At 55.1% G+C, this 14,537-nt stretch carries 9 protein-coding genes; 1 reads left to right on the top strand and 8 read right to left on the bottom strand.

Translation table 11 applies throughout. The annotated features are described in order from the left end of the window. Positions 1 to 202 precede the first annotated feature (202 nt). Positions 203 to 2,416 (top strand): NADP-dependent isocitrate dehydrogenase, encoded by a 2,214-nt coding sequence (locus tag AC2FEB_RS00895; RefSeq protein ID WP_496670643.1) that lies wholly within the window; start codon positions 203 to 205, stop codon positions 2,414 to 2,416. A 580-nt stretch (positions 2,417 to 2,996) separates the two neighbouring features. On the opposite strand, the gene AC2FEB_RS00890 is transcribed toward AC2FEB_RS00895, so the two are convergent. From AC2FEB_RS00890 to AC2FEB_RS00855, 8 genes are all read right to left on the bottom strand, one after another. Continuing rightward, a complete protein-coding gene (locus AC2FEB_RS00890) occupies positions 2,997 to 3,992 on the bottom strand; it encodes a glycosyltransferase family 2 protein (RefSeq protein WP_496670646.1) in 996 nt (331 codons plus the stop codon). 233 nt (positions 3,993 to 4,225) lie between these two features. After that, positions 4,226 to 5,332 carry a LysM peptidoglycan-binding domain-containing protein gene (locus tag AC2FEB_RS00885; protein WP_117873246.1) on the bottom strand — a complete coding sequence of 369 codons (1,107 nt, stop codon included), beginning with the start codon at positions 5,330 to 5,332 and terminating at the stop codon, positions 4,226 to 4,228. A gap of 44 nt (positions 5,333 to 5,376) precedes the next feature. Continuing rightward, the gene (locus tag AC2FEB_RS00880; RefSeq protein ID WP_496670649.1) at positions 5,377 to 6,639 is read right to left on the bottom strand and encodes a type 2 periplasmic-binding domain-containing protein; all 1,263 of its coding nucleotides are present in this window, start codon (positions 6,637 to 6,639) and stop codon (positions 5,377 to 5,379) included. A 22-nt stretch (positions 6,640 to 6,661) separates the two neighbouring features. After that, positions 6,662 to 7,444, bottom strand: a complete 783-nt coding sequence (locus tag AC2FEB_RS00875) for a PP2C family protein-serine/threonine phosphatase (RefSeq protein ID WP_496670652.1) — start codon at positions 7,442 to 7,444, stop codon at positions 6,662 to 6,664. A gap of 3 nt (positions 7,445 to 7,447) precedes the next feature. Next, positions 7,448 to 8,482: an FHA domain-containing protein gene (locus AC2FEB_RS00870; RefSeq protein ID WP_496670655.1), complete on the bottom strand. Its 1,035-nt coding sequence runs from the start codon at positions 8,480 to 8,482 to the stop codon at positions 7,448 to 7,450. Between the two features lie 201 nt (positions 8,483 to 8,683). Then, a complete protein-coding gene (locus tag AC2FEB_RS00865) occupies positions 8,684 to 10,864 on the bottom strand; it encodes a serine/threonine protein kinase (protein WP_496670658.1) in 2,181 nt (726 codons plus the stop codon). A 341-nt stretch (positions 10,865 to 11,205) separates the two neighbouring features. Continuing rightward, the gene (locus AC2FEB_RS00860; protein ID WP_496670660.1) at positions 11,206 to 12,492 is read right to left on the bottom strand and encodes a dynamin family protein; all 1,287 of its coding nucleotides are present in this window, start codon (positions 12,490 to 12,492) and stop codon (positions 11,206 to 11,208) included. Next, a complete protein-coding gene (locus tag AC2FEB_RS00855; RefSeq protein ID WP_496883803.1) occupies positions 12,489 to 14,531 on the bottom strand; it encodes a dynamin family protein in 2,043 nt (680 codons plus the stop codon). The genes AC2FEB_RS00860 and AC2FEB_RS00855 overlap by 4 nt, the downstream gene beginning before the upstream one ends. Positions 14,532 to 14,537 lie beyond the last annotated feature (6 nt).

Raw genomic sequence — 14,537 nt, 5'->3', positions numbered from 1 at the left:
CATCTAAGGTCATACACGCCCAGCCCGTGGCAAAACGCGCGGGCACAGATGATTGATTCCCAGCCCAACGTCATTTAAGTGAAGCCCTGTCAAAACAGAGTCACCCAGGGGCGGTATCGTGATCGCGCCCCTCCCGCGCCATGCTGAAGTGGCTTCAACTCTTGGATCGCACGCCCCGAAAGGCTTAAAAAGGTAAAAGAATATGGCAGATAAATCGAACTTCGACATATTGTATACCATTGTAGACGAAGCGCCCGAATTGGCCAGCGCCTCGTTCCTGCCCATCATTCGCAAGTTCGCTTCGGCTGCTGGCGTCAGCGTGGGCACCAAGGACATTTCACTGGCCGGGCGCATTCTGGCGGCCTTCCCCGAGAACCTGACGGATGAGCAGCGCGTCTCAGACGATCTGGCCGCATTGGGTGAACTGGTAAAGACCCCGGATGCTAATGTGATCAAGCTGCCGAACATATCGGCCTCGGTTCCGCAATTGGTGGCCGCCATAGAAGAGTTGCAATCGCAAGGTTATGATATCCCTGCATACCCGGAAGAACCCTCGACCGACGAAGAAAAGGCGATCCGCGCACGCTATGATGCCATCAAAGGCTCGGCCGTGAACCCGGTTCTGCGAGAAGGCAACAGTGACCGCCGCGCAGCCCGAGCAGTCAAAAACTATGCCCGGAAAAATCCGCATTCCATGGGTGAATGGGCCTCGGACAGCAAAACCAAAGTCTCGTCCATGTCTGGCAACGATTTCTACGCCAATGAGAAATCGGCGACCATCACTGCTGCCCAGGCGGGTGATGCAAGGATCGAGTTTGTCGGTAAAGACGGCAGTGTGACTGTTCTGAAGGATGCGTGGCCGTTGGAGGAAGGCACGGTGACTGATGCGACTTTCATGTCGGTCAAAGCTCTGTCGTCGTTCCTAGCAGAGGCCATCGAGGACACCAAGAAAGACGGCACAATGTTCTCGCTGCACCTGAAAGCCACGATGATGAAGGTCTCTGACCCGATCATTTTTGGCTATGCGGTCAAGGCTTGGTTGGTTCCGGTCTTTGAAAAATTCGGCGCTGAACTGGACGCGCTGGGTGTGAACCCAAACTCTGGTCTAGGAGACTTGCTTGAGCGGGTTCAAAACAATGCCGCGATCGTAGCCGCGATCGACGCGATCAAAGCTGATCGCCCGTCGATGTATATGGTGGATAGCGACAAGGGTATCACCAACCTGCACGTTCCTTCCGACGTGATCATTGATGCTTCGATGCCAGCGGTAATACGCGCGGGCGGCAAGGGTTGGGATGAAACCGGTGCTAAGGGTGACACAAATTGCGTGATCCCCGATCGGTGCTATGCAACTGTTTATGATGAAAGCATCAAATTTTTCAAAGCCAACGGAGCACTGAATCCGGCCACTGCCGGTGCGGTCGCAAATGTTGGCCTAATGGCGCAAAAAGCCGAAGAGTACGGTTCACACCCGACCACCTTTCAAGCGCCTGCCGATGGCACCATCCGCATTGTGCTGGCCAATGGTAAAACACTGCACGAGCACGCTGTTGAAAAGGGTGACATCTGGCGCGCCTGCACTGCCAAGAAAGCACCGATCGAAAACTGGATTCAACTGGCGATGGACCGCCAGCGCCTGACTGGGTCCGAGGCGATCTTCTGGTTGGACGCAAACCGCGCTCACGATGCCGAGCTGATCAAATACGTAAAGCCGGCGCTCGAGGCGGCTGGCGTTGCCGACAAGTTCCAGATCATGGCTCCGCGCGAGGCAACCCGCCAGTCATTGGAGACCATAACAGCCGGGAAAGATACAATTGCCATCACGGGTAACGTGCTTCGGGATTACCTGACGGACCTGTTCCCGATCCTCGAACTGGGTACCTCGGCCAAGATGCTGTCGATCGTCAAGCTGATGAATGGCGGCGGTCTGTTCGAAACCGGGGCAGGGGGCTCAGCCCCGAAGCACGTTCAGCAATTGGTTGAGGAAAACCATTTGCGCTGGGATTCGATGGGTGAGTTCTGCGCGCTTGGGGAGTCTCTGAACTTTCTGGCTGACACCAAAGGCAACGCGAAGGCAGGTGTTCTCGGCGCCGCGGCAGAGGCTGCAACTCAGGGCATTCTGGACAACAACCGCTCACCAAGTCGGAAAGTCGGCCAACCTGACAACCGCGACAGCCATTACTGGTTCGCGCGGTACTGGGCCGAAGCTTTGGCGGCCCAATCCGACGATGCAGAACTGGCAGCTGAAATTGCACCACTGGCAAAAGAACTGGCAGACAAAGAAGAGCAGATCTTGTCGGAACTGGCCGCTGTTCAGGGACCAGCCGTGGACTTGGGCGGATACTATCACACCGACCCGTTCAAAACTGCCGCCGTGATGCGCGTCAGCGCTACGCTGAACGCAATCATCGGCTAATCACTGTCGAGCAAACGGGCGAGTTTCGTCCGACATCAGAACACGAAAGGACCGCCTTTGTGCGGTCCTTTTCATGGAACGCGGGATTGCCAAAAGACCGCGACAGCCCCAAACCTTGCGCCCGACCATCTGTAACTTGCTGTGGCTGCGCCGTTAAAACCAACCTTGTCACATTCTATGAACGACATGCGCAATGTGTGCCCGGGAGACACCTACGCAACACGTTGGATTTCAACGCTTGGCCGCTCGCTCGCCGGGCAGAAATTTCGATCGCTTTCCTGAAACTGAGAGCCGCGCAGTTAGCGAAGATCGAAACACCCTGATCCTTGGAAAAAATACAAGATTTACGGGATTCCCCCAATAGCGCCGATTTTCAGTCCGCGTTAGGTGTTTGGAGACAAAGAATTTCACTGGTGAGGCCTTCGGGCTATATCACTCACTCAGAAAAATGGCCAGCATTTGGGGTGCTGGCCATTTGCATTTTTGGATTACTACATTTTTGAGCAATGCAGCTTGTTCGTTCCCTCACGAGCGAACAGGCCGTCCATTTGCCTAGCAGTAAACTGAAGGATGGGTTTTGTTAACCAAACCGACGGGTTTCGGTCTCAACAAGCGATGGTTTGATTTGCTCGACAGCCGACGCCGCAACACCCTTGTGTCGCAAATACGAAAGACGGCGCGCTTCCCTTCGGGCAAGAGCCAGAGATTCCAAAATCAGAGCGCAGACAACGGACAGCATTGTTGCGACAAAACCGGACACGGCAACGACAACAGATGGAATTCTATCAACAAGCCCCGTTTCCAAAAATTCCCGGAATACGGACACAAACACAAATAGCGAAGGCAAAAACATTACCACGGCCAAAGACAGGAAAAACGCAACGGGCTTTTCATCTTTGATCAACAGTCCGATCATTTTGAGAATCCGCCACCCATCAGAGAAAGTTGCCAGCTTGGAGTTCGAATCTGGCAGGCGTGACGAGTATCTTGTTTGAACCTCACCGATTGGCATGCGCATCTGCATCGCATGAACTGTTAGCTCTGTTTCAATTTCGAAACCGTTTGATACCGCAGGGAAGCTTTTGACAAAGCGTCTGCTGAAAACGCGGTAACCTGAAAGCAGGTCGTTGATTTTGCTGTTGAAGAAGAATTTCACAAGCCAACTGAACAACGCGTTGCCAAATTTGTGGCCGCGCCGATAGGCTTCGGTTTCTTCATTCACCCGGGCGCCATTGACCATATCCAAATTCTGCGAAACGAGCAGGTCAATCAATTCCGGTGCCGCAGCGCTGTCGTAGGTCGCATCCCCGTCAGCCATAACGTAGACATCCGCGTCAACGTCGGCAAACATTCGACGGACCACGTTGCCTTTGCCCTGGTATGTTTCGGAATAGACCAGGGCGCCTGCCTCAAGCGCGACTTTGACGGACTCGTCAGTAGAATTGTTGTCATACACGTAAACGGTAGCGTCCGGCAGGGCTGAACGAAACTGCCGAACGGTTTCGCCAATCGCAACTGCCTCGTTGTAGCAAGGCAAAATCACCGCAATGTCCAAGTCCGCTCTTGTCACTGGCATCAGAGATTTTCTTTGAGTATCGAAGGCGCCCTGTATCATATGCAAATCACGCTCTTTCAGTGGCATCAATTGAATGATGGTCGTGCTTAAGGGTAGAAGGTGCTGCGCATTTGAGGCTGTTATGAAGCAGATAAGAGGCCAAATTTTGTCATCTTGAAAAACCTTCCGTTTTTCGCTGACAAAAAGGGGGCCGATTGATGAACCGGCCCCATAGTTTCAGCTGAACCGAGGGATCAGTTCGAAGCTGCGTTCAGTTTTTCGTTCTGCTCGCGCAGAGAGTCAGATATAATCGCATACCATTCGCCGGACTCGCGCATTTCGTTCAGACCTTTGTTCATCATTGCAATGTACTCACGCGCGAACGGGTTGGTGCGGTGTGCTAGGAAACTCATCGAAGACAATGTCGAAACATACGGGTTTTCGATAATGTCACCTGACGTAAGGCCCATGTCCTTCATGGTGGACGCGAACAGATCAACTTCAAAAGCGGCGACATCGGCGGTGCCGGTCATAACCGCGTCCAGGCATTCACGCGCCGAGTTGGGTTGGACAACTGTTGTGTTCTCACGGTTCAAACCGACTTCTTCCAGAACTACCATGCTCCAACCTGCCATCCGGCAGATGGTGGAACCTTCAAAGTCTTTGAAATCGGTAGCGTTTGCATACTGGCTTTCCGGCAGTGTGAAGAAGCCGCCGACGATATCGTAGACTGGAACCGACGCGACGAACTGAGTGCAGCGCGCCGTCGTCTCAGCAGACCATTCATATGTGCGGTTCGTGCAATCCGGGACCGTCCAAGCGATAGAAACATCAAACGCACCAAGCGGCAACAGGGTATCGAGATGTGAGCTCCAGTCGTCGACGAAGCTGACAGAATAATCGCGACTGTTTCCGGCGCGTTGCAGACTGGTGGTTGCGAGGCGAGTCATAATACCGCCGCCGCTGAGCGTTTCGGTCGTAAATGGTTCCCAACCGTTGCCGGCAACCAACTTGATGGGCGGCGCGTAGACGTTTGAACGCTTGACGCTTGCGGCACGCTTTTCTTCGGCTGCGATCAGTTCCTGCGCGCTCTGGCCATTTGGCAGGCTGCCGTCCTCGCAGGGAAGGGCCAGAACAAGACCAGGCTCAAGTGCGTTGGGGTTGGTAATTTCGTTCCGGTTTGCGTTGAAGATCGGCTGATAGTTCGATGTGCCGTAGGCTGCGATTGCAATGGTCGCCATGGTGTCGCCGTCTTGTACGGTATAGTTGGTACAAGCTTCCTGTGCCGCAGCGGCGCCCGCACTCAGAGCGGTAATCGCGGTTGCTGAAAGCGCTACCTTTTTTATTTTCTCGTTAAACATGTCCACTTCCTCCAGACTTTAGTTTGTCAGGCCAGATTGGGGCCTTATCCATTTTCCATTTGATGACGCAGGGCGGTTGACACGATGTCGCGCCATTCGCCCGATTGCTGCATGATTGCCAGACCTTGGTTCAGCGTCTCCAGGATCGCTTCCCCATCAGGATTATCTTTGTGGGTCATGACGTTAAGCGACTTGATGGCCGCAAGGTTTGGGTTTTCGATAATCCGGTGTTGATACCCAAGCCGATCTATTGCCTCGACAGCCAGATGCGCTTCGATGGCTACGATATCAGCGGTGCCTTCCATCAGTGCGTGGAAGCAATCATCCGGTGACGTCGGACGCAGAAGTTTGATGACCGGTTCGTACAGGCTTACCGCGTCCATGTGAGACAAAGACCAACCTTCCGGGCGGCAGATCGTTGCTCCGGCAAAGTCGGCATAAGTCAGTGTCTGTTCATAGCCGGAACCTTCTCGGGCGAAGAATGTATCTACGACCTCGTAGAACGGATTTGAAAAATTGTAGGTTTCGCACCGGTTACGATCATTTTCCGACAGTGCGGCGGCGTCCTCACAATTGGGGCGCGACCAAGGGAAGGTGGCGTCAAATGCGAGTGTTGGCATCAACAGGTCCAGATGGGATGACCAGTCATTCACGAATTGAATCTTGTAGGCCTGCTCAGGAGCGGCCCGAAACATCGCGGTCTCAACCAGATGCGTATAGAGCCCCCGGTTGGGCAGAGATTCATCGGTAAACGGAGCGTAGTTTCCGCCGGTGATCAACAGCAACTGACGATCGCGAATTTCGGGCCGTTCACCCGTTCCAGCGTTCCGGATCAAAGCGGCAGCTTCGGAACGGGCGGCTTCAATCTCTTGCTTGGCCGCAGCCCGTGCTGCAACGACCGCCTCTTCACTCGCTTTCTTTGCTTCGGCTTCCGCCTCGGCGACACGGGCTTCCGCTACGGCCACGGCTTTCTCGGCGCGTTCTTCTGCGGCCTTTACCAGCTCTGCTGCCATTTCGGCAGCCAGTCGTTCGGCCTCGGTATCAGCCAGCACCGGTGCACGCCCAACGTCTTCCAGACAGGGCAGTTCCAAAACGTCGCCGACACGGATGATATTGGGGTTGGCACCGATAACATTGCGGTTTGCATCGAAAATGATGCGAAAATCCTCGGTCGCATACACTTCGATTGCCAATTCCCTCAAGCTGTCGCCGCGTTGAATTTCATAACTTGAACACGCTTCCTGCGCCGATGCTGCGCCTGTGGCGGCCGCAAGGGCAAGGCTTGATATGATTAAGTGCTGTCTCATGGGTCCTGTTGCTTTGCCTTTTTTAGGTTCTTGTGAGTTTCGCGACTGCGATGGAAAGATTGTCCTGATCCGGGTCGCCCTTGGCCTGCACAGCTTTCAGCAATGCTTCGGCTATGTCTTGCGCCAGGCCCTGCTGATGTTCCCGCAGAATGGTTTGAATTTCGGCGTCGCTGATGTACTGCAGCCCGTCACTTGCGAGGACCAGGACATCAGCAGGTGACACGATCAATGGATCTTCCGGGCAATCCACTTTTGGAATGGCCCCGCCCATGACCACGGAGGTCAATTGATTGCGGTCCATTTCTTGGGCTTCTGCTTCTGTGATCTCGCCCGAAGCGACTTTCCAAGCGATCACGGGTGCCATCGAATGATCTTCGTTAACCTGCTTCAACGCTCCATCGCGAAACAGGTAAAGAGGGCTGTCGCCGATCGAAATCCAGAACACACGCCGCCCCAGAAACAGGACGCCCAACATGGTCGATCCCATGTTGAACCCCTTGCCCTGAGCTTCGTTATGGTTGGCGATCGCGGCATTGGCTTGCATGGCGGCCAAAGGAAGCGCATCTATCGCCGATCCTTCGTTCAGGGTTTCTGCCTCAAGTTCAGCGTCCAGAGCGTCGCGCCAGGCGGCGACTACCATTTCCGAAGCTACTTCACCCGCCTCATGGCCACCCATGCCATCCGCAATTACAACATACCCCGCGTCCGACGCGTCGAACATGCGGGCCGCAATCGCGTCTTCCTGCGTTTCCCGCTGACCCTGATTCAGGATCAGCGCAACATCATATGCCGGAGTTGCCAGCATCAATCAGGAATCCCGCCAATCAAAACCGTCGTCACAGAAGGCCGTGAACCGGATGGAGGTTTCGCTGATACGGATCAGGTCTCCACTGGACAGCGCCACGGTGCTGAGAACGGGTTTGCCATTCAGGCGCACAAGATTTGCCTTGCCGCCATGGCCCAGATAGCACTTTCGATCTTCCGGATCATAGGCGATAACCGCATGGTTCGAGCGCGAGATGCCTGTATCACCGAAGTCCAACTGGATGGCTTGGTCATCGTTGCGACCGATTTGCATGAGGCCTTCGGTCAGCGTGATGCTTGAACCCCGTCCCGGACCTGATGTTACAACCAGCCAACCCACAGGAAATGTCTCTTGTACCGCTTCTGCTTTTGCTACGGGTTCGGAGGTTTCGATCAGGTCCTGTACATGAGTATCGGCGCGCTCAAAGCCCAGAAATGTCGTCTTGACCCGTGAACGACGGTCCTCAACCGGGGCTGGTTCAACTTGCTCAATCACCGGCTCAACGGTCACTTCGACCTGCTTCGCTTCCGCAACCGGAGCTTCCGCGACCTCAACTTCGACCACTTCCGGCTCGGTGGGTTCGGACACGACCTGCGCTGTCGGTTCCTCTGGTGATGTCTCTGCGGGTGCTTCCGACACATGCAAGGTGACAACCTGCTCGACCCCAACCGGTTCATCGACAGGCTCTTCTGTCAGAACGTTTGTTGGAGCGTCCTCCTCCTCCGGAGCGTGGTCCTCTTCCGAGCTGTCCTCGGCGAAGATCGATTCCTCGGGTTCTGCCACTGCTTCCGCCTCGGCCTCGTTGAACTCGGGCATTTTTTCTTCGGGGATCAGCTCATCCGTTTCCTCATAGGATTCAGATGTCATGTTCCCACCCGCCAATGCGGCGCGCAGTGCGTTGAAATCCGCAATGGGTTCCTGCTTTTCTTCTTCGCTTGCAGGGCCGTCTACGGCGGTCGTGTTCTCGGTCACGTCTTCTTCTTTGGATTTGCCGGCACCTTCGAGAAGCCGGCTCAGAGGGCTTTTGTATTTGAACATGGTGTCGACACCTTCAAGTTTTTGACGCAGATATGCCGCGTCGTAAGCTGCTACTTGTCCCTGCACGTCAGCGCAGGGCCACTCAATGGATACCCTTGGGAACTGATACATTCTGCGGCGGTCCGGTTCCCGCCAGGGTGGCAAACCTGGATGCCGCCCTCAGCAAACACACACTGGCAGATCACTTGCGAACCGGTCAGATTACTCCTGTGCAAGCTGCATGACGGCGGCCGTCTCGGCCCCATTGCGCAGCACGGTCAGATTTGCATCTGTCTGCTCGTTCGAAATGAGAGCCGCCAACATCTCATCAAGGCTATCAGTGCCGTCAAACGTGGTGCCTGATTGGCCTTCATTCAGAAGGATATCGTCTTTCTGCAGGTTTCCTGCCACATCAGCCGGAACCGCTTTCACCCTTGTTTGCCATCCACCGTTGCCATCAGCGCTAACGGTAAAGCTGTAGCCATTTTCCAACCCAACTGACCGCATGGCGGGAAGGGCCAACAAACCATTTTGTGCACGGGTCTGGCCCAGTGGGCGATAGCGGGCAGCAACCCTTGTGTACCCATCGACATCTACGTTCAGGTTGTCTAGAACCTGGGCGGCAAAAGGAACGTCCTGACGAACCGGTTTGCCATTCAGGGTATAGATGACAGCACCACGTTGCACCCAGTCGCCGATCACGCTCATGTCCTGGTTGGCGTCCACCGCGGTAACCGCAATGGTGGCACCGGTCGAGCCGCGACGGCGTGATGTCTGGAATGGGATATCGACATCCCAATGCGCGAACGATACCTGCTGATCCGCCGGAACTCCGACGCTGGCGACAGCGCCAGTTGCGGGCGCTTCAATCTCGGGTTCTGCTGCAACATCCGATGCTTCTTCCGACTGCAATTGTACTTCAGAAGGTTCAGTGTCTGCGGAGGCTGTTTCTGTGACAGCTGGCTCCGCAGGTACTGTTTGTGCCTGCTCGACAGGCTCTTCCGGCTTGGTCTCGGTTGCGTCAACCACTTCGGGCTCGGGCGCTTCTGTGGATGAGGGTTCAATCACAGGCACCTCTGTTCCAGCGGATTGTACTTCCGCTGCGGGCTGCTCGAGGGATGTTTCTGCCTGTTTTTCTGTTGTGTCGCCCGACATCACAAAGAAACCACCAGCGGCCAGAGCAACTGCAACAACGGCCGCACCTGCGATCAGCTTGCCGCTGCCGCCAGACCCACTCTGGACGACGGTATCTACAGCGACGGGAGTTTCCTCTTTCGCCGTGATTTTGGCCAGGTCGTCATTTTTTTTGTCCTCATTGCCAAGAACAATGTCCGAGTTTCCGGCCAGCAAGGCTGTTACAACCGCTTCCGCGTTTTCGCTTTCGGCTTTGATCCGGGCCTTTTCTTCCTCTTTGTCTTTCCGATCCATGCCAACAATCACGGACACGGGGCGATAGGCGAATGTATCAAACATGACACCAGGACCGCGGAACATGCGCAACCAATCCAATGCGGATTGCAGGCGATCCGTGGCGTGTACTTCCATCGCCTTGTCGATCGCTTCAAGGAACCCTTCTGGATATCCTTCGAAACGACCGGCCAGCGGTGTATAAGGGTCATCCTGGCCGTTGTTGAATGCATTCAAACGGTTTTGGCCGTCGATGGGGCGTTCACCGCTGATCGCGTGATAGAGCGTAGCGGCCAAAACATAGAGGTCGCTGCTGGGTCCTTGTTCCGCGCCCCGGACATAGAATTCGTGCGGAGAGTATCCATCCTTGATGACGCGCAGGGTCAACAATGCTGCCGATTTGTTCGCTGCTTGCTCTCGTGCGGCTCCAAAATCGATCAGGACGGGGTCTCCGTTTTCATCAATCAGAATGTTGTCTGGCGATATGTCCCGATGCAACATGCCGCTCTGGTGAATGAAAGATACCGCGGATAGCATTTTTTCAGTGACCTGAACGATGAAGTCAGGGCCGCCGTCGTTTTCCGGGTTTTCCACATAATCCAGCAGGTCGCACCCACGGATGAGGTCCATTGCGATATATGCGGTGTCATTGTCTTCGAACACCTGATGCACGTCTACGATATTGGGATGTACCAGACGCGCATGATTGCGCGCTTCTTGAATAAAGAGGTCAATGATCGAGCGCAGGTCGTCCTTGAAGGACGGGTCATTTGGTTCGACCAGATCACCGTTGCGGCGGCACAGCGCTCCGGGGAAGCACTCTTTGATCACGACGTCGCGCTCTAGGCTGTCGCGCGCGAGATAGGTGATACCAAATCCCCCGTTGCTGAGATAGCGGAGGATTTCATATTGCCCGCGCAACAGCTTTGCGCCTGGCTGCAATCCCTCAATTTTTGGTTCGTCGTGCGTCGCACCGACAGCCTGGTTGTGGCTCATTTCAATCCGCCCGTTCTATTCATTTTGCGGCTTAGAAAAACCGGGCCGACAGCCCACGAACTCACAACCAAAAACAACCGCAGGACACTTGAGAACGGTTAGACGTTTCAAATTTGACTTTATTGGGGCCGCCTGATGGCTTCACTATGGATCGTATTCCGTAAGATAGCAGATATTGTATACCTATGGGTTGAAGCCACTACATATAGATTTTCGATATGGGTTGATTGAAAACTGAAACCCCAAATCAAGCGTGTTGGTCCACGAATTCGAAACAATAAAGGGCCGATTCCTCGGCCCTTCGAATCGCTGCATTGCAGCTCAATCTTGGCGGGAAAGCGTCAGGTACCGGTCTTTGGTTGTGCCACCGCAACCGTGCTGCCAGCCCAAGCAAGGTTGTCGCCCAACTGCGTCAGAATGCTGATTGCGTCCTTCAGCGGCGCGTCCCCGCTTTCGAATTGCAGCAGCAAAAGCAAGTCTGTCGCTTTCTCAAATTCTGCAGGAATCCAATCAGCCTCGGGATCAATCTCGCCACCTTGTTCCAGCCGTTCCGCAAAGTCTTCGACGATCTCCTGACAGCTGTGCAAGAACGCTGCCGGTTCGATGTCGGATGTTTCACGCAAATCTTCATAGATGCTCGCTATTGCGGCCAGCCAGTCCTCGAGAATGGGATTGTTCAGCGGGGGCAGGGCAGAACCCAGCGTTGACTGCATTGACGCAGTGTCATTCGAAGCAACCTCTGGCTCCGGTCCCTGTAGCGCCTCAAGATAGGGCAGGAATTCCAGCTGCATATCCTTTCGTGCAGCCTCGAGATCACTGTGGCGCCGGTTGGACGCCGCTTCCAGGACGTGTTCCGCAAGGTTCTGTCCGCCGCAGGTTTCCCAAAGCGCAAAGTCAGGTTCGGGCTCCTGAGCCATGGCACGCACCGCCACCGGCGTACCAATAGGCACAACAGCGCGGAACATTCCTTCTTTTTCCTTGTTCAGACGTGCAAGGACGCGGTCCAAAGCACCCTGCACCGGTGGGAGATCCGCATGTGTAACGGCCAGCAGGCTGTTGGCCCGCAGTTCGGGCGGCACCTGAGACCACAAGTGGCGCTCGGTCTCGCGCCAGGCATTGGTTCCATTTGTGCACCAGATGGCACAATCGACGAATTTCAGCAGATCCAAAGTCGGCTTATATGTATCATCAAGAGCTCCCGACCCGGGAAGATCAAACAGCGATATCTCCTTCAGAGCCGGTGTATTGATGCCAACTGATATGAAATCAGGCTCTTCCTGGGCCGCTTTTTCCAGCGCGATGCCTGAATAGGTCTTTGGTTCCTTGTCCCACCAACCGACAGTCGTTTCGGGTGTTTCCGCGTATGCGACGATCACGAGCGGCAATTTCAGATGCTGCGGGCCGGTTGGAAGAATATCCGCACCAGCCAGCATGTTCGCCAAACTTGACTTGCCTGCACCAAATTCCCCGGCGAACCCGATATTGACCGCGTTTGACAGACGTTCGGCATGGGCCAGAGCCCGCGCGCGCATGTCCTCCAACGCCGCGTCAGGCGTCAGGTTTTCAGTTGCGGTCAGGAAGCGCTCCAGTTGGCGTACTTCCTTTTCAGTTCCGGGAAATTCAATCATTCCGCAGCCTCTGCTTGTCTTTCATCCGCATTGGTCGTTCCAAAGACCGTTTCCAGCTCAACTGCAATACGGCGAGCCCGGTCGAAAGTGCTTTGCGCTTCGGCCTGGGCGTTCAGTTCGCCCGAGCTGGATCTGTGCTCAAGATGACCAGCCAGAAGAGCCAAATAATGATCAAGCACAGTGCTCAGTCTTTCCAACAGATTGTCGCGCGTGGTGTCGATCAGATCATCCCCAATCAACTCGAACTCCTGCACGATCATTCGTTCGGCGCGCGCCACAACGCTATTTCGCGAGATCAGACGCGAAAGCCAGTTTACACGCAACTCAACCGTAATGCCACGGGTCAGAGCGGTGGTGTCCGGGCGGAACCAGCGCACGGCGCTGGTGTTCATGCGATTGTCGACTTGCTCTTGCCACCCCGGCAAAGCCCGCAAGGCGGCATTGCATTGCATGTCGATCGCATACAGGTCGCTGAGCATTCGCTGCCGCACGACTTGCGAGGCCCCCTGCACCAGTTCACGCATACGTTCGCGCAGTGGGGTGAAGTTAAGCTCGGTTTCTCCACCTTTTGCCAGCAGAGGCGACTGGCCGTCCGGGCCGCGCACGACGACAGACACGGATTCAGCAACCGTGTCATCCATGACACCGCGCAGATTTGACAGGACATCGTCCATATCACGCGTGATCTCTTGGGTTTTGTCGGCAATCAGTTTGCGCAATTCGGCAAGAGTCTTGTCGCTTTCATCGGCATTGCGGGCGTCAATGCCGTCTTCCTCTTGCAGAGCGCGCAAATGAACCTGGGATCGCTCAAGTTCCCCTCGCGCGAAGCTGTCGAGATGTTGCCAGGCCATCCGCAACTGTTCGTTGATTGGTCCGTCCGTCAAAGCTTGAGTGACATGGCGGCGCAGATCGGGCAGGCCAGACGCGATCATTGCGGCGAAACGCAGGACGGCTTCGCGGCTGATCGGTCCCGGGCCTTGTTTGATCTCGGCCACACCGTTCAGGTATTGCTGCATCTGTTCCGGGTGGGCGCGCAGCCATGCCAGAACATGATCGTGGTTCACCCCTGTTTCATCACCGGTAAGAGCATAGTGCGCCCATTGTGCGCTGCCCATCAAAACATCGATGTTCGAGTTGCCGAGCGCCTTTTCGAGCCCGTCCAGAACGTCCAGACGAACCTTGGTTGCGTCTTCTGCTCCCCCGCCCAATTCGTCCACACGGTTGATGAACACGACGATCTGCCCAAGTTCCAACGCTTGCATCAACCGGAACAGTTTCAGATCTGCGCGCGACAATGCCTGATGCGCGGACAGGACCACCACAAAGAAATCGGATTCCTTCAGATACTGTCGTGAAATCTCTTCGCGGATCAGCAGGGGATCATTCACGCCGGGCGTGTCAGTAACTGTCAGTGGAAACGGGAAGTGGCCCAGGTCAAAATAGACTTCGGCCTTGCGGGTGATGTCGCTGTAAAGCCCACGATCACTGCCTGGATCCAAAGTCCCATCCTCGGACGGATCATCCCCGGCACAGACATATCTGGCCAGGTCATCTGATGTCAGTTCGTCCAGATCGTGCTGTTGGCCCAACAGCTGTTCATAGCTGTCGCCCAGACGCCGCTGCGCCCGGACTTTCATGGCCTCGACCTGTTCTTCGATCATCTCGCGCTTGTAGCTGTCCTCGTCATCGGGAAACATGTTGCGCAGTTCTTCACCCTCGGCGATCAAAGATTGCCATTGATAATTGTCGAAGAAATGGAATTCGGCACCTTGCGTTCTGCCGGAAGGGTGCCCGAAGTGCATATCGGTAATAACAGTTGTCCACGGGTTAACATCCGAAGGCAAATACTCTGCCTGACCGGTAAAGCCGTTGATCAGACGCGACTTACCAGCCTTGATTTGCCCGACAAAGGCAATTGACGGTTTCAGATTGCTAAGATCACCAATGATGCGGGAAATGAACTGGCGCGTTTCATCATTGCTGATCCCGTTCATTTCTTCTGCTATGCGAATAAGTTCGCGGCGATGTGTTTCACTCATTACTCA

The sequence above is a fragment of the Ruegeria sp. YTSC106 genome, assembly GCF_059609765.1.
Note: the sequence above shows the minus strand (reverse complement) of the source record. Positions and strands in the feature narration are given on the sequence as shown.